At 41.9% G+C, this 20,037-nt stretch carries 19 protein-coding genes; 1 reads left to right on the forward strand and 18 read right to left on the reverse strand.

What is annotated here, in order from left to right:
• Positions 1-297: 297 nt before the first annotated feature.
• The 18 genes from C4S54_RS11755 to C4S54_RS11840 form a co-directional block, all read right to left on the reverse strand.
• Positions 298-864, reverse strand: a complete 567-nt coding sequence (locus C4S54_RS11755; protein WP_103869714.1) for a GNAT family N-acetyltransferase — start codon at positions 862-864, stop codon at positions 298-300.
• A 294-nt stretch (positions 865-1,158) separates the two neighbouring features.
• A complete protein-coding gene (locus C4S54_RS11760; RefSeq protein ID WP_160110758.1) occupies positions 1,159-2,025 on the reverse strand; it encodes an NAD-dependent epimerase/dehydratase family protein in 867 nt (288 codons plus the stop codon).
• 119 nt (positions 2,026-2,144) lie between these two features.
• Positions 2,145-2,567, reverse strand: a complete 423-nt coding sequence (gene atpC / locus C4S54_RS11765) for an ATP synthase F1 subunit epsilon (protein WP_022772479.1) — start codon at positions 2,565-2,567, stop codon at positions 2,145-2,147.
• Between the two features lie 17 nt (positions 2,568-2,584).
• Entirely contained in the window at positions 2,585-3,982 is a 1,398-nt protein-coding gene (gene atpD, locus C4S54_RS11770) for a F0F1 ATP synthase subunit beta (RefSeq protein ID WP_103869716.1), read from the reverse strand.
• 48 nt (positions 3,983-4,030) lie between these two features.
• A complete protein-coding gene (gene atpG, locus C4S54_RS11775) occupies positions 4,031-4,891 on the reverse strand; it encodes an ATP synthase F1 subunit gamma (RefSeq protein ID WP_103869717.1) in 861 nt (286 codons plus the stop codon).
• Between the two features lie 16 nt (positions 4,892-4,907).
• A complete protein-coding gene (atpA, locus tag C4S54_RS11780; protein ID WP_103869718.1) occupies positions 4,908-6,428 on the reverse strand; it encodes a F0F1 ATP synthase subunit alpha in 1,521 nt (506 codons plus the stop codon).
• 20 nt (positions 6,429-6,448) lie between these two features.
• Entirely contained in the window at positions 6,449-6,988 is a 540-nt protein-coding gene (atpH, locus tag C4S54_RS11785) for an ATP synthase F1 subunit delta (RefSeq protein ID WP_022772484.1), read from the reverse strand.
• Between the two features lie 54 nt (positions 6,989-7,042).
• Entirely contained in the window at positions 7,043-7,573 is a 531-nt protein-coding gene (gene atpF, locus C4S54_RS11790; RefSeq protein ID WP_022772486.1) for a F0F1 ATP synthase subunit B, read from the reverse strand.
• A 28-nt stretch (positions 7,574-7,601) separates the two neighbouring features.
• A complete protein-coding gene (atpE, locus tag C4S54_RS11795) occupies positions 7,602-7,883 on the reverse strand; it encodes an ATP synthase F0 subunit C (RefSeq protein ID WP_022772487.1) in 282 nt (93 codons plus the stop codon).
• 67 nt (positions 7,884-7,950) lie between these two features.
• The gene (locus C4S54_RS11800; RefSeq protein ID WP_022772488.1) at positions 7,951-8,721 is read right to left on the reverse strand and encodes a F0F1 ATP synthase subunit A; all 771 of its coding nucleotides are present in this window, start codon (positions 8,719-8,721) and stop codon (positions 7,951-7,953) included.
• Positions 8,722-8,731: 10 nt separating this feature from the next.
• Positions 8,732-9,142: an ATP synthase subunit I gene (locus tag C4S54_RS11805; protein WP_022772490.1), complete on the reverse strand. Its 411-nt coding sequence runs from the start codon at positions 9,140-9,142 to the stop codon at positions 8,732-8,734.
• Between the two features lie 30 nt (positions 9,143-9,172).
• The gene (locus tag C4S54_RS16330) at positions 9,173-9,451 is read right to left on the reverse strand and encodes an AtpZ/AtpI family protein (RefSeq protein WP_103869719.1); all 279 of its coding nucleotides are present in this window, start codon (positions 9,449-9,451) and stop codon (positions 9,173-9,175) included.
• 231 nt (positions 9,452-9,682) lie between these two features.
• Complete coding sequence (locus C4S54_RS11815; protein WP_160110759.1) at positions 9,683-11,713, reverse strand: methyl-accepting chemotaxis protein; 2,031 nt, start codon at positions 11,711-11,713, stop codon at positions 9,683-9,685.
• A gap of 137 nt (positions 11,714-11,850) precedes the next feature.
• Entirely contained in the window at positions 11,851-13,440 is a 1,590-nt protein-coding gene (locus tag C4S54_RS11820; RefSeq protein WP_103869721.1) for an ArnT family glycosyltransferase, read from the reverse strand.
• A 77-nt stretch (positions 13,441-13,517) separates the two neighbouring features.
• Positions 13,518-15,326, reverse strand: coding sequence for an aspartate--tRNA ligase (gene aspS, locus C4S54_RS11825; RefSeq protein WP_103869722.1), 1,809 nt, complete (start codon positions 15,324-15,326; stop codon positions 13,518-13,520).
• A 204-nt stretch (positions 15,327-15,530) separates the two neighbouring features.
• Positions 15,531-16,208, reverse strand: coding sequence for a hypothetical protein (locus C4S54_RS16260; protein ID WP_103869723.1), 678 nt, complete (start codon positions 16,206-16,208; stop codon positions 15,531-15,533).
• A 263-nt stretch (positions 16,209-16,471) separates the two neighbouring features.
• Complete coding sequence (nagE, locus tag C4S54_RS11835) at positions 16,472-17,911, reverse strand: N-acetylglucosamine-specific PTS transporter subunit IIBC (protein WP_200821071.1); 1,440 nt, start codon at positions 17,909-17,911, stop codon at positions 16,472-16,474.
• Between the two features lie 43 nt (positions 17,912-17,954).
• Positions 17,955-18,437: a PTS sugar transporter subunit IIA gene (locus C4S54_RS11840; RefSeq protein ID WP_103869724.1), complete on the reverse strand. Its 483-nt coding sequence runs from the start codon at positions 18,435-18,437 to the stop codon at positions 17,955-17,957.
• A 229-nt stretch (positions 18,438-18,666) separates the two neighbouring features.
• Here C4S54_RS11840 and mgtE point away from each other — a divergent pair, with 229 nt between their 5' ends.
• Positions 18,667-20,031 (forward strand): magnesium transporter, encoded by a 1,365-nt coding sequence (gene mgtE, locus C4S54_RS11845; RefSeq protein ID WP_103869725.1) that lies wholly within the window; start codon positions 18,667-18,669, stop codon positions 20,029-20,031.
• Positions 20,032-20,037 lie beyond the last annotated feature (6 nt).

The following is a 20,037-nucleotide window of genomic DNA, read 5'->3' on the forward strand; positions in this document are numbered from 1 at the left end:
ATGTCTAGTGATACAGTGGAACTGTTGTTGATAGGTAACGTCACGCCAATCCGAGAAGGCCGCACATATCCAAGAAAAAAGCATACCAAACGTGTAGTTCCACTAAGTTATAGAGCATAAATTTCTCCAAGAATAAATGGCACGGAAGAAGCAGGAGCAATCCTGCTTTCTTGGCGTGCCATTTGTTTTGCAAACAAGATATGAAGTTTTCTAAAACGGAGTTTTTATGCCATCCGTTATGTATTAAATGCACTTGAATACCTTAACTAAATGACATTGGGACGTCCCCATGGTCCGTTATTCGTTTCCTCCTGTCTCAAATATGTTCGCCATGATGATCTCGTCTCTGTAGGTTCCGTCCTTTAGCTTGAAAGCTCTTGGATTCATCCCGTATTCCTTGAATCCCATCTTCTTGTACATATGCCTGGCTCTGTCATTGTCAGAGAAAACTCCCAGCTCTACCTGCTCAAAGCCATTTGCTTTCGCCTGCTCAAGCGCGGTCTTCATCATAAAGCTCCCAAGTCCCATTCCTGTGTACATCAGGCGAATAGACATTCCAAGATATGCGCGGTGAAGATATTTTACATGTGGCCTAATGAGCGTTATTCCCAAATCTCCAATCAACTCATCGCCGAGATAAGCGCTTACCATGAAGTCTCTGTCACTTTCTGCAATACTTCCAAGTATCTCTTTGATTCTCTCAAGATTGAATGGACCATCTTCAGGTTCCCTCGCCATAAAATGCGTCTCAGCTGAAACTGCCTCCCTGTGAAGTTTTACCTTCATTGCATCCTCAGGACCTGCACTCTTTATAGTTACCTCTCGTCCATCAGGTAAAAGAAATTTCTGCTCTTTTATTCTCATAGCCACCTCCATAAGTTTTTATATTTTTTGAAATAAAATAAGCCCCATCAAACTATCGCTTGATGAGGCCCTGCATACTATTTTGGTTTTAAGCATTATCTATGCCTTACAAATAATCTTATCCTCATCACACATATCAAAAACAGACCCCTGAATCACATTCACGGATGTCAAATTGACTATATTCATTGTGACGAGATTAAGTCTTATCATATTGTTTCTCTTTCTGAAAAATTATTAGTTGTTAGTATAATTGACAGAAAACTTAATGTCAACCGTTTTGTTGTTATGAAATTATTTTGATGTTATCGTCTTACCGTCAATCAATGGATACAACCAGTCATTAAGCTCACGGAATCTATAACCGGTTGATTCAGCCTTTTTGGTATTAAAACTTAGTGTATCTTCAAGACCATTATATGGGGCATCATCCCCCTGACTACTTATCACAGCGCTTTTGCCGAGACGTTTCTCTATATGCTCAATGATATCTGAAATCTTAACGGTTTCTTTTGAGCAACCGTTTACCGGGCCTGATACAAAATGATCCGCCAGATATGCAATGAAATCACCGGCATCTTGTTCATATATGAATGCCATATCCTTATCAAGGTCATCAACATTCATCGGCTTTTGATTTCTTATGTGCTCTATATAGAAATCCAATCTTCCGGTGTAATCATTCTCACCCATAACAATCGGATATCTGACAAAAGAAATATTGGCAGGGTCCATATACTCAAATACTGCTCTTTCTGCCTGCCTCTTTGACTCTCCATAGTTCTGTATTCTGTCTATCCAATGAAGTTCATATTCTTCAGCTTTATATTCATCTTCCACAATCTCAGCGTGATCTTTAAAATAAACAGAGCATGTAGACATCTGTATGTATCTGTCACAGCTTACGTTTTCCAAAAGCGCCTTTACATCATTGGAACTGTAGGCAATTTTATCTATTATCAAATCAAAATATTGTCCATCCAAAGCGGCTTTGACGCTTGCCCCATCCGTCCTATCCATTGCAACATAGTCTACGGAACCTTCAAAAATCGGTTTTGAATTACCTCTTGTTGCAATCGTGATATCATGGCCGTTTTTGAGCAATGTATTGACCATAGGTATACCAAAATATCTCGTTCCACCAACAACAAGTATTCTCATATCATTCTCCTTCAGCATTTGCTTATATAATGTGATATTTATCATATATTCTGAAGAAACTCCACATTAGCATAAAAACTTAAAAGCCGCCAGAAGCAAAGCTCTGACGGCTTTAGATATTAATTATATTTACTTTCCTGTCCGGAGGAACCGATTCTTACGAGAGCTCTGTAGAGCTTGGCTTCTGCACGGATACGTGTTTCTTTATCAAGCTGCTGGTTCTTAAGAGCTTCTTCAGCTTTTGCCTTGGCAGCTTTAGCACGATCAACATCGATGTCTTCGCTCCACTCCCACGTAGTAGGAAGAACTCTGACTTCTCCGTTCATAACCGAAAGCATTCCACCGATACAGGCAGCCTTTCTTTCCTGGCCGTCGTCCATGGTCACTTTGGCAGTTCCCATACCAATAGCAGTACAGTAGTTGGTGTGGCGAGCAAGAATCTCCACATCACCATCTATTGTACGGAGCAGTATTTTCTGAACTTCACCTTCAAATTCCAGACCATCCAGGGACACAACCTGTAAATGATAAGAAGTGGACATAGGTTACTCCTTTGCTATTACTTGTTAGCTTTTGCTTTCTCGAAGACTTCATCAATAGTTCCTACAAGAAGGAATGCACTCTCAGGAAGATCATCGCACTCACCATCAAGGATCATCTTAAAGCCTCTGATTGTCTCTTTAAGAGGAACGTATTTTCCAGGAAGACCTGTGAACTGCTCAGCAACTGAGAAGCTCTGTGACAGGAAGTTCTGAACCTTACGAGCTCTGTAAACAGTAAGCTTATCCTCTTCTGAAAGCTCATCCATACCCATGATAGCAATGATATCCTGAAGTTCACGATATCTCTGAAGCACCTGCTGAACTCCCTTAGCTACTTCATAGTGCTCTTTTCCTACGATATCAGGAGAAAGAATACGGCTTGTTGAATCAAGAGGATCTACGGCCGGGTAAATACCCTTAGATGCGATATCTCTTGAAAGAACGGTTGTAGCATCAAGGTGTGTGAATGTTGTAGCAGGAGCAGGGTCAGTAAGGTCATCGGCAGGCACGTATACAGCCTGAACTGATGTGATTGAACCCTTCTTTGTAGATGTGATACGCTCCTGAAGAGCACCCATTTCTGTAGCCAATGTAGGCTGATAACCTACGGCTGAAGGCATACGTCCAAGAAGCGCTGAAACCTCTGAACCAGCCTGTGTGAAACGGAAAATATTATCAATGAATAAAAGCACATCCTGATTTTTTACATCACGGAAATACTCAGCCATTGTAAGTCCGGAAAGACCTACTCTCATTCTGGCTCCCGGTGGCTCATTCATCTGTCCATAAACCAGGGCAGTTTTATCAATAACTCCACTTTCCTTCATTTCTCCGTAAAGGTCGTTTCCTTCACGAGTACGCTCACCAACACCGGTGAATACTGAAATACCACCGTGTGCCTTAGCAACGTTATTGATAAGCTCCATGATAAGTACGGTCTTACCTACGCCGGCACCACCGAACAAACCAATCTTACCACCCTTAGCATAAGGGCAGATAAGGTCAACGACCTTAATACCTGTCTCAAAGATTTCTGTAGCAGGAACCTGATCCTCATAAGCAGGAGCCGGACGATGGATTGCCCATCTCTCTACTCCTTCAGGTGCAGGCTCGTTATCTACAGGTTCTCCAAGAAGGTTGAAAATTCTTCCTAAGCACTTGTCACCAACCGGTACAGTGATTGGACTTCCTGTGTCTACGGCATCAACGCCACGAACAAGTCCGTCTGTGGAGCTCATGGCTACGCAACGAACTACGTCATCGCCGACCTGCTGCGCAACTTCTGCAACAAGTTTGCGGTCTTCGATCATAATTTCTATGGCATTGTGAAGATCAGGAAGTTCACCCTCTTTGAAGCGGATGTCAAGTACAGGACCTGTAACCTGTATTACCTTTCCAACATGATTTTCACTCATTGTTAAACTCCTTAATATGTTTTAGTTAATTCCAGAATCTGCGGAAGTTCAGCTTTCTGCTCCAGCAACAATCTCAGTAATCTCCTGAGTAATGCTTGCCTGACGGGCTCTGTTATAGTAGAGACTCAAGTTATCGATCATTTCTTCTGCATTATCTGTTGCTGCTTCCATAGCTGTTCTACGAGCAGCAAGCTCAGATGCATAAGAAATATTGATACTTGAATATAATATTCCTGCCAGATACTCTGGAACAATCTCATTGAACACTGTCTCACTGTCAGGTTCATATAGTATCAGGTCTTTTGCCTTTCCATCTTTTTCCAGGTTTTCAGATTTCAAATCTGAAAGAGGAAGAAGCGATGTGGATGTAGGTACCTGAGACAGCATGGACACGAAGTTTGTGTAGCACAGGAAAACGTGTCCGAAGCCATCGCCACCATATGATCCGCAGATAAGCTTTGCTACCTGGAAACAGTCTGAAATGTTTACCTTGGCAACTTCGGCGTATTCCTCTGTGAGGATAGGCACATTTCTATGCTTAAAGAACTCCACAGATTTTTTACCGATAGGGAGAACTGTTACATTGTTCTTGTCCTTGATCTCCGCTTCCACAAACTTAAACAGGTTTGAGTTGTATCCGCCTGCAAGACCTCTGTCTCCGGCAATTACAACGTACAGCCATCTGTCATTTTCACCGCTCTTGGTGTAAATCGAACGGAAATCATTGTTTCCGTTGGCAATATCTGTAAGTGTGGCAAGAATTGTCTCAAGATAAGGCTTCGAATTATCAGCTCTCTCTTTAGCTTTACGAAGCTTTGAAGCTGCAACCAGCTGCATTGCTTTCGTTATCTGCATTGTGCTCTGGACGCTTTTTATTCGGAGTTTAACAGCTTTCATTGATCCAGCCATTTAGTTTTCCTCCTGATTATTTTCTCTTTAAAAAGTTTTCAGTATAAGCGTTCAGTGTCTCTTTAAGCTTTGCTTCTGTTTCAGTCTCAAGCTTTCCTGTCTCACGGATCTCGCGCATAGCTGCGATTCCGGTAGGATTGCTATCAAGGAATTCATAAAGTCCGGCTTCATATTCTGCAACATCAGAAGCAGCAACCTTGATAAGGATATTGTTGATAACGGCGTAAAGAATAGCTACCTGTTTTTCTACAGGAACCGGCTGATTCTTGTCCTGCTTAAGAACTTCAACGATACGTTCACCTTGTGCAAGACGTGCCTTTGTATCCTCATCCAGATCTGAACCGAACTGAGCGAAACTCTGAAGTTCACGATACTGTGAATATACAAGTTTAAGTGTACCGGCAACCTTCTTCATAGCCTTGATCTGAGCATTACCACCAACTCGGGATACTGAAATACCAGGGTTAACGGCTGGCATGATTCCTGAGTGGAAAAGCTCTGTCTCAAGGAATATCTGTCCATCAGTGATGGAGATAACGTTTGTAGGAATGTATGCTGATACATCACCTGCCTGTGTCTCAATGATAGGAAGGGCTGTAAGTGAACCTCCTCCATTTTCTTCTGAGAGTTTGGCAGCTCTTTCAAGAAGTCTTGAATGCAGATAGAAAACGTCTCCAGGATAAGCTTCACGTCCCGGTGGTCTTCTGATCAGCAAGGAGAGTGCACGGTAAGCTACGGCATGCTTGGACAAGTCGTCGTAGATACAAAGTACATGCTTTCCTTTATACATGAAGTACTCACCCATAGCACAGCCTGTGTATGGTGAAATGTACTGCAGTGGGCTTGGTTCTGAAGCTGTAGCTGCTACAACGATTGTGTAGTCCATAGCTCCGCCCTTTTTAAGGTCTTCAACAAGAGCTGTTACTGTTGAACGTTTCTGTCCGATAGCAACATAAATACAAATAACATCCTTGCCCTTCTGGTTAAGGATTGTATCTATAGCAATTGTTGTCTTACCTGTCTGTCTATCGCCAATGATAAGCTCACGCTGACCTCTACCGATAGGGATCATTGAGTCGATAGCCTTGATACCAGTCTGGAGAGGCTCCTTAACCGGCTGTCTGGCAATAATACCAGGAGCTGGTGATTCAACTGGTCTATACTCTGTTGTTTCGATTGGGCCTGCTCCGTCGATTGGCTGACCAATGGCGTTAACAACACGTCCAATCATTTTTTCTCCTACAGGAACAGATACGACTCTTCCTGTACGCTTAACGGTTTGTCCTTCGCTGATTCCTACATCCTCGCCGAACAAAACCGCAGATACTACTGTTTCCTCGAGGTTCTGAGCCATTCCGAATGTACCATTCTCAAACTCCAAAAGCTCACCGGACATACAGTTCAAAAGTCCGCTTACACGTGCGATACCATCACCAACTGTAAGAACTGTACCAGTCTCATTCTGGATAATTGCATTCTGATAATTCTTTATCTGGCTTCGAATGACCTCGGATATTTTTTCTGGTTTTAGTTCCATATCATCCTCCGATATATTTTTTAGATGACTGTCTCATCGACTCTTCTGCGAAGCTCGGATAACCTTCCCTTTACTGTTCCGTCAAAGAGCTGTCCCTCAAGATCTACTCTCACGCCGCCAAGAACGCTGCTATCAACCTTCTGTCGTAGCAATACTTTCTTGCCGCTTATGTTCTCAAGTTTTGCCTTGAGAAGTGAAAGCTGAGAATCATCTAAGGCCACTGCCGTGGTAACAAGGGCATCAGCGATGCCGTGTTCCTCGTTGTAGCATCTTCTGTATCTCTTTTGACATGCAGAAAACTCTCTTAGGATTCCCTTCTCAATGAGAATCTTGATGAAGTTTAAAAGGTACTCCTGGCAACCATCACCAAGTGCCTGGTCAACCAGCTGAAGCCTTTCCTTCTTTGGGACTGAGGGTTCCGAGAGGAGTGTTACATAATCCGGATTCTCTTTGAAGATTCCGTTTATTACCTCCATTTCGCCCAATATTTCATCCGATAGGTTTGATTCCGCTGCCAGATCATATAGGCTCTGCCCATAAAGATCTCCAGCTTTACTCATAGTTTCTCCTTATTACGCCCTCAGCAGCAAGTGCTTTCGGGCTGTTTTATTCCTTTATGCTCCAACTTGATTGATGAACTCATCAATAAGTTTCTTATGATCGGCTTCGTTGATCTCTTTTTCAACAACCTTGCCTGCAATATCCATTGCAAGTGAGCCAATCTCGTCTTTGGCCTCGTTGACCGCCTTTTTCCTTTCCTGCTCAATATCAGCAGCCGCCCTGGCTTTGATGCCTGCTGCCTCTTCCTGTGCCTCTTTTACAAGGGCATCAGCTTTGCTCTGCGCCTCTTTCTGTGCGTCAGAAACAATCTTTGCAGCCTCAGCATGAGCACTGGTCAGGCTATCTTCGTATTGATCTTTAAGAGAATCGGCTTCTTCCTTGGCCTCTCTAGCTTCCCTGATCGTCTTATCAGCAAGATTTTTTCTCTTTTCAAGAATGTCATTGATAGGCTTGAAAAGAAACTTCTTTATCAGGAACATCTGAATGAACAAGTTGATTATCGTTGCGATAAATGTCCAGGGAACCAATGTAACCAGCTCCTGCGTGTTTTCCGCAGAAAGCATCATTAGAGCCTGTAATTGCATATATATTCTCCTTTTAAAAAATTAGAGATTAGTTTAAGTATCCCATGAACATTCCAGGTGCAACGAAGATAAGAAGAAGACCTGTAACGAAACCGTAAATACCGGTTGTCTCTGCAACGGCACAACCAAGAAGCATAGTACTTGTTACATCGCCCTTACACTCAGGCTGACGTCCAATAGCTTCAAGAGCCTTAGAAACAGCAGTTCCTTCACCAATACCAGGTCCGATACCAGCTATCAGTGCACATCCAGCACCAATACCGCATCCTGCAAGTGCAATACCTTTTGCTAAAATCTGAAAATCACCCATGTTTTTTGCCTCCTAAAATATGGTTTTTAGTTTAATAAATGATTCAATATTTAGTTTTAAATTTTGCTTAGCCTTCTTCTGCCGCATTGGCGATGTACATGACGGTCAGCATACAGAAGATAAATGCCTGCATGCATCCTGAGAACCAATCAAAATATACGCCTGTAATTGCCGGAATACCTACGCTAAGAATTGGAATGTTGGATAAGAAATTGCCAACAACTCCGGGAATGAGTCCGAACAATGCTGCGGACGCAAGACCCAAAGCCCAATAGATAAGTCCGTCGATTACTACGCCTGAAAGGATATTTCCAAAGTGACGGCAAGCCATACTAACCGGTGTAGCAAGCTCTGACAAAATATTAAATGGTGTCATAACTGCTATAGGTGTTGTGAATCCCTTTAAGTATCCGCCAACTCCATTGGTCTTGATCTTAGTAGCTGTGATCATGATGAAAACAACTACAGCCCAACCGGCTTCTGTCGATAAGTCTGCTGTAGGACTACGAAGCCCCACAAGGCTGATAAGATTTGATATTACACTTGTGGCAAAAAGAGCTGACACAAATGGTATCAATTTATCGAACTTATTGCCTCCAGTATTGTTACGGACAAAATTATTGCCCATTTCCACAAGCATTTCTGCAAATGCCTGTCGTTTGGAAATATTCTCAATGCGTAGGTCTCTTGTGAGGAAGATACACAATCCTGTGATAATTATCATTACAAGCCAACTGACGATCAGCGTCTCTGTAATATTGAAGTCACCAAGAATCGGAATTCCTGTGTGGATCGTATAGTATATCTTCGGTCCAACGACTGAGAAATCATTACTCATATCTTCGCCTTCAACCTCCTTTCCCCGCAGACAAGATCCCGCGTAGTTTGATTATGATGCTCGGGATGAAAAGCGGTGCAATTCCTGACACCAGGTTGAATACCGGCAGAACAATAGCAAGTATCACCCACAGGAACTGGAGCATGGTCCTATATCTATAGCTTACGCTCATAGTCCTTCTTGCTCTCTCCTCATCCGTTATAGATGCAACTTTTTGCACTGATACAGCCATCCAGAAAAAATTACCGACAGCCACTATAAAGCCGCCTATTCCACCTAAGATGACCTTTATATCAAATGGTGCCCAGCTTGGAACAACCATGTGCAAAACATAAAACACTACATATATCACAAGAACCCCAACTGCTGTTCCTGCTGCAATTATCCCCGTTTCTTTCTTTACAGCATCCTGTAATTTCATACTTTCCTTTGTCTCCTGTCGAATTAAATATCAGAAGTGTTTATTAAAATAGACTTCTGTACTGGATTTTTCTTTTTTCTTTTTCTCTTCCCTGTGAATCACTGCCAGATAAACTTTATAGGCAGTTGTCATAGATCCTCCCAGGCCCAAAATGAACCCCGGTATATAAACCCAAGCCCCGACCGAAAGTCTGGTGCATAGAAGATAACAGATGAATAAACACATAAGTAGTGGCATAAGGAGTGATAGGCCAAGTTGTCCGACCATAGCAAATTGACTTAATATTTCTGACATTCGCTTTGCCTGCATTTGGGGCTTTACTCCTTTCGCTGTTGTCGCAAAATCGTTTATTGAGCATAAAATAAACAGTATAACAAGTTAATAATACACTTTTTGCCTATAATTCTCAACCTTGTTAGACAATTTAGTGTATCTGAAGTTTTTGGCATATAAAAGCCGGAGACCGCGCAAATTCTATGAATTCAGCGGCTCCGGCCACAATATTTATAAATATTTTATCAAAATTTCGGTTATTGTTCTTTAAATCTTGAATTTACTGATGAGTTCCTCAATTGCATCTGAAGAATCTGATACAGCTGCAGCACTGTTATCAACTCCCTTAGAGTTTTCAGCCACCTGTTCTGCACTTGTTGCAAGTGTTGTTGCTGTAGCACTTACTTCCTGCGTGCTCGCTGACTGCTCCTCAGAAATTGCCGCCATAGATGTCGCAATCTCATCAACAGTTCCTACCTTAGAAATCATCTCTCCTACGATATCGCTGGCCTCATCAAGGCTCTTGAAAATCTCTTCAAAGGTTGATCCTGCTGTAGTAACAGCATCCATGTTGTTACTGATCTCTTCCATGTTGGTCTTTGACTTATCTGAAAGATCCTGGATCTGAGATGTAATATCTTTTATGATCTCTGCGATCTGAGTAGTTGATTCAGCACTGTTATTGGCAAGCTGTCCGATCTCAGTAGCAACAACTGCGAATCCTTTTCCGGCCTCTCCTGCTCTTGCAGCCTCAATTGAAGCATTAAGTGAAAGAAGGTTTGTCTGCTCTGCAATAGATGTGATCATTTCAATAATAGAATTGATCTTGTTAGCTGATTCTCCAACGTCGCCAACAACTCTGTTCATTTCTTCCATGGAGGAAGATATATTGGTCATTCCTGTCTGAACAGCTTCCATATCACGCTGTCCTTCTTTTGCCTTTGTTACAAGACTGGACATTGTATCCTGAGTCTGATGGCTCTTGTCTGTAAGATTGCTAACTTCCTGAGCAAGTGTTGTTGCCTGGTTTGCAAGCTCAGTAACTGCATCTGCCATATCATCCATAGCGCCCTGGATCTGCTGCATTGCCTTGCTCTGCTCACCGGCCTGTTCGTTAAGGTCGCTGGATGCACTCTTACTGTTGCCCGCCTCGTCAGCAAGCTTATGTGTTACATTTTGAAGTTCAGCAAGTGTCTCTCTCATCTGGTTGACATAATCAAACATATTATTGTTCATTACGCCAATCTCATTTTCATTGTCTCCACCTTTTTGAATCTCAACTGTGAAGTCGCCCTGTGCAATCCTTGTGATGTTATCTGTAAGACTACTGACTGGCTTTGTAACCATCTTGCTTATGATCATTGCCATGATCACTGCCATTGCAATTATCATGATCAATGCCATTAAAATACTAATATTGAGGAACTTATAAAGAGAGGACATAACGTCAGATACCTTAGTGAAGGAAACAAGATACCAGTCAGTTCCCTCTACGTTGTTAAAAGCAACATAGTAATCTTTTCCATCTGTTCCATGAATAATCTTTATCTCACTTGTTCCACCTGATGATACAATCTGCGCAACCTGCTGAATGAATGCATCATTCGGGTATTCTGAAACATCTTTTCCTATTTGGTCTTCTGCAGGTGATGCAACCATCATTGTACCTGAGAACATCATTGATGAACCTGTGCCAAGAGGCTTGTATGCACTTGCGGTTTTGGATATATCATCCAGGAACACGTCAGATGACATAACGCCAGTTCTGCCATCTTTCATTGTGATCTTTCTTGAAATGGCCGCTACCATCTCTCCGGTGCTAAGATCAACTGAAGGAGGGTTTAATGTCATAGTGCTATTTGAACTTCCTGAGATATACCAGGGCCTTGATGTTGGATCGTAGCCCGCATCAGGAACCCATCCAGATATGTCTATATAATCTTTATTTGAAAGTCCAATATAAAAACCTGTACCTGTTTCAGCAAACTGTGACTGAGTGAACTGGTAAGCGTTTATCAATTCCTGATCACTTTCATAGGCAGTATTTTGAATTGCATCACAAATACCGTCATAGAAGACTTTTATACTCTCTACTTTTCCACTGATCTCAGCAGCATTAGCTCTTGCTTCCTGCGCAAGTCCATTGGTAGCCTGCGTCTCGATTACATTTTTCGCCTGAACGGCAATAAAAATAGCAACTATAGCAATTGCTGCAATGAGCATTGGCACCAATACAACCAAAAGTTGAACGCTAATTTTCTTTCCCTGCTTTGCACTTTTTTTACTATTATCTGACATATCTGCCTCCTTATGTAAAAATGTCACAATAATAGTATACAAAGCAATAATTAACGAAATATAAATTAAGTCTATTTTTATTATTAAATAAAAACCTAGAAAAAATGCGGCTTTGCGCCGCATTTTAAATTGAATCTTTATTCATGTAAATAAACTTTATAAGGACCAAAATCATACTCTTTAAAATCAAGTCCAATCAGTGATTTCCTCTCGCTTTCCTCAGGAAGATACATCACATAATTGCATGACACATCATATGGCTCCGGAGCCCAAAAACTGTATTTTAATCCATCTCCATTGTTGCCATATTTGTTGTGATCGTACTCATATGGCGAGATTTCTTTTGCCCAAAGGTAGTAAATATAAGCTTCGTTGGCACCGCCCACATAAGTAAGCCTTGACCTGACACTTTCCGACTGACTATCGAGGAAGTTATACACATCAGTAGGGTCTTCTGCAAAAAGTCTCTGTGGATAAACAGTGTCTGCATATTTATTAAAATAAAAATCAACAAACTGAACACCTTGTATCAGGTACAGCGCCATAAGGCAGATGGCAAGGGCAGTTGACGCAACCTTCTGTCTGTTTCTGGCAAAAAGGAATTCGATAGTTGCCACAATAAAGAAGGCCAGGCCAAAAAATGCGCTGTTAATCCTGTATGTGGTAACTCCCTGAATGAACAAACCAAAAAGAAGCACTGAAAATGTATAGATAAGGATAACGCTTTCAAATCTTATCTTCTTTTCGCGAACACTTTTTACAAGCCTTGTCAGAGTATAGAGCCCACCAAAAGCAATAACCGGAAGCGAGAACATATAAAGAGCTCCAAACTGAGGAAATGAATCAAAATCAGTGTTGTCCGCCCTGAAGAGACTGTCAAACGTCCAGCGCAGATTTGGCTTTACCTGGTCAAAGACAATGTCATCAAGTCTGTAGTTTAGGACTATCGGAATTGTCATCGGTCCAATGTGTATTGCGGGAAGGCCGTATATATTCACTATCTGCAAGAGTATCTGTGGAATGGCAAAAATAATAACAGGGATTGCAAAAGCTACTACGGAGCTTATTGCGACTTTTTTCCTTGCTACAATGAGATAGATCACCAAAAATAAGTAAAATAGCGGAAGTACAACATCGCTGAGGGCATAGGAATAAAAGGTTATTCCTGTCACTGTCCCAAGAAGAACAAAGCATGTCTTTTTCCCATAGTTCTCGTCCCTTAAGCAGTACTCCAAAATATTAAGCATAATGACGCTAAGTCCAAGCATCAGGTTGCAGTCAAGTGCTATTCGTCCAGCCTGGGTAAAATAAGGTACCGCAAGGAAAATAAACAGATAGATGAGACTAGCTCTTTTACCTGAGACTATGCGAACGAGGCGCCAGCCAAAGATTCCGGCAAGCATTGAAAAAATAACCGATGGAAGTCGTAGCATAAGCGGGGTAAATCCGCCTAAAAGAATAAACGGAACTGTGAGATAGCAATATAATGCGCTCTGTCCGCCGCCATAATTGCTTAAGTACATGGGAAAACTGTTAAGATATCTGTCTACACCAAAGTGAGCTATGCACCAGGAATCATACCCCATGCCTATCTCATCAACGTGGAGGCCTCGTGGGATATCACTAAGTTTATATAATCTCAAGATAAGCGCAAGAACCAGCATTACTACAGAAACAACTGTATAGAAATATTTTGAATCATTTATTTTCTTAAAAGTTGAAGTCATTTTTCCCCCAAAAAGTATAGTGTTAAAAAAGCACCATCACCATTATATCAGTGACAGTGCTTTTATTCATCATATTATCAAGCTTCGTCTTCTGTCTTTGTAACAGCAATATGGAGCTCTTCAAGCTGCTTGTCTGTAACGTATCCGGGAGCGCCCATCATAATATCCTGAGCATTCTTGTTCATAGGGAAAGGAATAATCTCACGGATTGAATCCTCACCTGCAAGAAGCATTACCATACGGTCTACTCCAGGAGCAATACCTGCGTGTGGCGGTGCGCCATAGCAGAATGCGTTGTACATAGCAGGGAACTTAGCCTTAACATCTTCCTCGCCAAGTCTTACCATCTCAAAGGCCTTGATCATAATCTCAGGATCATGGTTACGAACAGCACCTGATGAAAGCTCTACACCATTACATACAAGGTCATACTGATCAGCAGTGATTGAAAGAGGATCTATCTCACCTCTCTCTGCCTTAAGAAGTGTTTCAAGTCCACCTGAAGGCATTGAGAATGGATTGTGACAGAACTCAAGCTCGCCTGACTCCTCACCGATCTCATACATAGGGAAGTCTACGATCCAGCAGAATGCATACTGCTCTTTGTCCATATGTCCAGGTACTGCAGCACCGAATGTCTTAACAATAACGCCGGCTGTCTTCTGAGCTGCACCAAGCTTTCCGCTTGAAAGGACTACGAGGTCGCCAGCCTTAAGTGAAAGAGCTGAAACAACTGCATCCTTAATAGGTGCAACAAATTTGGAGATACCACCAACAAGCTCTCCGTTCTCATCCATTCTGAACCAGTAAGCTTTATTGCCTGACTGAACTTCTACATCTGCGATTGTCTTGTCGATGAACTTTCTGCTTTCCTTGAAATCAGAAATAACTACAGCTTTGATTCTTACGTTTGTATCACTGCCGTCCTCAGCCTTTGTTGCAAAAGGTCCGAAACCGCAATCAGCAAGGCTTTCTGTAACGTCATCAACTGTAAGATCTATACGAAGATCAGGCTTGTCTGAACCATATTTTTCCATAGCCTCAAGATATGGAATTCTCATAAATGGAGCGCCTGATGCACGGTTATATGTACCATACTTAGCAAAAATAGGAGGAAGAACATCCTCTAATACTGCAAATACGTCTTCCTGAGAAGCGAAAGCCATTTCCATATCGAGCTGATAGAACTCTCCCGGGCTTCTGTCTCCTCTTGCATCCTCATCTCTAAAGCAAGGTGCAATCTGGAAGTAACGGTCAAATCCTGCAGTCATGAGGAGCTGCTTGAACTGCTGTGGAGCCTGTGGAAGTGCATAGAACTTACCGGGGTGCTTTCTTGCAGGTACAAGGTAATCTCTTGCTCCCTCAGGAGATGATGCTGTAAGGATAGGAGTTGTAATCTCCAAGAATCCGTGCTCTGTCATGGCCTGACGAAGAGCTGCAACAACGTTGCATCTGAGAATAATATTCTTTTTAACTTCAGGATTTCTAAGATCAAGATATCTGTATTTAAGTCTTGCTGTCTCATCTGCTTCTCTTGAGTGGTTAATCTCAAATGGAAGCTCATTGTAACGGCATCGTCCAAGAACAGTAATGCTCTCAGGAACAACTTCGATGTCTCCTGTCGCCTGCTTAGGGTTCTTGGAACTTCTCTCTCTAACAATTCCCTTTACTGAAATAGTTGATTCCTTGTTGATGGCCTTGGCTGTCTTAACCATCTCTTCTGTCTCAAGGACGATCTGTGTTGTGCCATAGAAGTCTCTTAAAACAACAAAGCCGAGTCCGCTTCCAACTTCACGCATGTTCTCGAGCCAGCCAACAAGAGTAACACTCTCGCCGACATTTTCCATGCGCAGCTCGCCACAGTTATGTGTACGTGATTGCATCATACTAATGTACTCCGTTTCTATTAAAATCTCTACAAGCTCAACTAAGCTCGATAAAACCTCGCTAAGTTGACTTGTATGGTTCGCACTAAGTTCGTAAAATACCTCACTAAGTGCTCTACTCAAAAAAATGTTGTGCGTAATTTTGAAAAAATCCAATACTACGCACAACATTTTAGACTATCATCGTAATAGTTTCAAGGTCTTTTATTTTACCTTGTTTCCACCCCATTCAACTACTGTAAATCCACTTCTGTCAGTTCCCTCGATATACTGAGGATTGATCTTCACAAATTTATCTGTCGGATACCACGCCATAAATACCCTTATAACTGTATCAGGCTCAGGAGAAACTGAAAGCTTTGCTCCATTTTTGTAAGCATCTGTCTGGAAGCTGATCATGTTGTATTCGTTGCCTTCCATCATAGGAAGCCAGAAATCCATAAATTCCGCTGTCTCTGCATCGTTAAGTCCAAGAGCGTGAAGCTTTTCATCAAGGAAAGCACTTGTATCCGCTCCTGCTACACAGAAACCTGAAAAGAAATCATAGGAGAAGTTTGGATCTCCCTCCCAGAAAAGGTAATCATACTGCTGTCCTTCAAAGGTTATCTTTCCATCAGTATTAGCAGTGACATTCCAGGTATTCTCTGCATTAAACTCAGGGATCAGATCAACAAGATTTCCATCATAATCCAGACTTACGGAAATCTCTGTGTTATCTTCCGTAGGATATAAATAGATTACAGGCTTAAGATCGCGCCCTGCTATGCATTTATCACTTGGTTTCTGGGGGACATTGGCGACATTGGCAGCAAAAGCTGTTACTCCCACTCCTAACATTAATACGCCAGCTAGAAATATACCCACAATACTCTTCTTACCCATAGAAAGTACCTCCATTTCGTACTAATATTATAATTCTTTTTTCGGAGTTATTAAACGGTTTTTTGCGCGAATTTATCGTATTTTTTCAAATTTTATCAATTGTTTTCAGGTGTAAAAAATGCCACCACAACATAGCCTTAGAACATGGTTTTGGGGCACAAGATATTGATTTGTAAAAAGTATGAGTCTATTACAATCTGGCATAAAAAAAGACTGCGAAAAAATGATCTCTCATTTTTCGCAGTCCCTTCTAAAGCATATTTTTACATCATTTTCTTTATCTCATCGAATACGAACTGAACCTTAGGTCCAACGATAACCTGAACAGTTGACTTTGATGGACGTACAACTCCGGCAACTCCGGCTTTTTTGATAGTCTTTTCATCAACCTGAGTATAATCATTAACTTCTACACGAACTCTTGTAGCACAGTAATCATATTCCTTGATGTTCTCTTTTCCGCCAAGGCCTTCCAGAATAATCTTAGCCATTGTGGTGAAATCATCATTTGAAAGCTCGATCTTGTTTTCTTCTTCCTCGTCATCCTCACGGCCCGGTGTCTTAAGGTCGAATTTAACAATGACAATACGGAATACAACGTAATAAATTACTGCAAACACAAGTCCTACAGGAATAAGGAGCCAAGGATTAACTGCCATAGGTGCCTTAAAGCTCAAGAACCAGTCAACGAAACCTGCTGAGAAATTGAAACCAATTCTAAGAGGAAGCATTGCACATACGATAGCTGAGATACCTGTGAGAACTGCATGTACAAGGTAAAGTCCCGGAGCCATGAACATAAATGCAAACTCAAGGGGTTCTGTAATTCCTGTAAAGAATGAAGCAAGAGCACCTGCAAGGAGAAGAGATGCAGCTGTCTTCTTTTTGCTGTCTTTTGCTGTATGATACATAGCAAGAGCTCCGGCAGGAAGGCCGAACATCATAACAGGGAAGAAGCCTGTCATGTACTGTCCTGTAACGCCCTTAACTGCGCCATCAGCTCCTGACCAGAAAAGTCCAAGGTCATTGATTCCTGCTGTATCAAACCAGAATACAGCATTGAGGGCATGGTGAAGTCCCAGAGGAATAAGTGCACGGTTAAGCATTGCATAGATACCTGCTCCGACAGGACCAAGTCCTAAAATAGCTTTTCCGAAAGCAACAAGAGCACCGAAGATAATTGGCCATATAAAGTAAAGGATAACAGCACACACAATAGAAGCTGCGGCAGTTACAATGGCAACACATCTTTTTCCACTAAAGAATGCAAGCCAATCCGGAAGCTTGGTGTCTTTGTACCTGTTGTAGCAGCTTGAACCGATAACACCGGCCAGAATACCGATGAAGGCATTGCTGATCTTGCCAAAGGCTGCGGGTACTTCAGATGCATCCACACCTCTGTACATTGCAACTGCGCCTGTACTCAGCAAAGTGGTGATCATAAGGAATGAAACAAGACCTGCAAGAGCACTTGTTCCATCGTGATCTTTTGCCATACCTACAGATACACCGATGGCAAAAAGAATAGGAATCTGGTCGATAATAGCAGATGCTGCCTTGATGAAAAATGCTGCAACAACGCTGTTAGCACCCCAACCAGTTGGATCGATCCAATAGCCGATACCATAGAGAATACCTGCTGCCGGTAAAACAGCTACTGGAAGCATCAGGGATTTCCCGATCTTCTGTAAATACTTCATCATACTTTTGTTCCTCCTTATATTATTGTAATTTTCATTACAATGGTCACTGAGTCAAAAGAATTACTGTGTCCCCTGCGGATACGACTCCGCTCTTCTTTTCAATTTTTGAAAACTTTCCTGAATTAGAAATGATGACAGGCGTAACAGTATCGAACCCCGCATTCTTAACGCCCTCAAGATCTACTTCGACGATCAGATCGCCTTTTTTCACATCATCGCCCTGTTTGGCATGAATTGTATAGTGTTCACCGTTTAATTTAACAGTATCAATTCCTATATGTACAAGTATCTCGGCACCATCCTTGGTAGTCATGGCGTATGCATGGCCTGTTGGAAAAAGAGCCATAAGCTTCCCATCAGCCGGTGCATAAAATTTACCTTCAGAAGGCTGAATGGCTACTCCTTTTCCAATCATTTCCTGTGCAAAGGTAGGATCACTAACTGTCTCTATCGGTACCAATTCACCATTTACCGGTGATGATATTTCTATACTATTTCCTTTAAATAACTTATCTAAAAGCCCCATTACTGCACCTCCAATGTTACTATTAATATAACGCTAAACCGATAAAAATTCCATTGAAAAACTTTATTTATTTTTAATATAAATTGTGTTACATTAAACTCGGTATTAAATCTCGTATGAAAGGTGGTGGTTTTTATGAAGTCTGATTCACATATATGCAGTAGTGACTCTGCTCCCGGTCGAAGTACCAATTTAACCACCATTAACAAATTCATAGGAGATTATTATCATGGAATTACAAGAAGAAAAAACAATCGCTGAAATCTTGCAGGAGCTTCTTGAATCCAGACAGTATACTAAGCTTCGCCAGACTATCTCTGAAATGAACACGGTAGATATCGCTACTGCTATGGGAGAGATGGAAAACGAGGATTCTCTTAAAATGTTCAGAATTCTCCCAAAAGATATGGCTGCAGATGTATTCGCTGATCTGGAATTGGATGCTCAGCAATATATTATCCGATCACTATCTGATCGTGAAGCTTCCAACATTATTGACAATCTGATGGCCGATGATGCTACTGACCTGCTTGAGGAAATGCCCGCAAACGTAGTTAAGCGTATTTTGGCCAATGCAAGCCCTGAGACCAGAGCTGATATCAATCACCTTCTCCAGTATCCTGAGGATTCTGCCGGAAGTATCATGACTGTGGAGTATGTAGATCTCCGCGAAGACATGACTGTAGCAGACGCCATTGAAAGGATTAGGAAAAAAGGCGTAGATTCAGAGACCATCAATATTTGCTATGTAGTTACAAGGCAAAAGGTACTGGTTGGTACTGTTGCTCTTAGATATCTGCTCATAATGAAGCCTGATGAGATTATCGGCGACATCATGAACACCAACGTCATCAGCATCAACACCATGACTGACCAGGAGGAAGCTGCAAGAGTCTTCCAGAAATACGGATTCACTGCTATGCCTGTAGTTGATAATGAGAGCCGTATGGTCGGTATCATCACTATCGATGACGTAGTAGACATCCTCGAAGAAGAGGCAACAGAGGATATCGAAAAGATGGCAGCTATCGTGCCATCCGACAAACCTTATCCAAAGGTTGGTATTTTAGAGACCTACAGAAGCAGAATACCCTGGCTCTTGTTTTTGATGATAAGTGCTACATTCACAGGCGCCATCATCACTGGATTTGAAGATGCACTGTCCGCTTTCGTTGTACTTACAGCATATATTCCAATGCTTATGGACACAGGCGGAAATGCCGGTTCACAGGCAAGTGTTTCCATTATCCGTGGACTTTCACTTAAGGAAATAGAGTTTGAAGATATATTTAAGATCATCTGGAAAGAAATACGAGTTGCTGCTCTGTGTGGCCTTACACTGGCAGGCGCAAACTTCGTAAAGCTTATCTTCCTTGACAGATTATCTATCACAGTTGCAGCTGTAATCTGCGTGACGCTTTTGATAGTAGTTCTTATTGCAAAAATGGTTGGCTGCTGCCTTCCTATGCTTGCCTCAAAACTTGGATTTGACCCGGCTGTAATGGCAAGCCCGTTTATCACAACAATTGTTGATGCCCTTTCACTTTTGGTTTATTTCAACATCGCCACAAGGGCACTGCATCTGACTATATAAATGACA

This window comes from Butyrivibrio sp. Su6 (assembly GCF_900108105.1).
Lineage (GTDB): Bacteria > Bacillota > Clostridia > Lachnospirales > Lachnospiraceae > Butyrivibrio.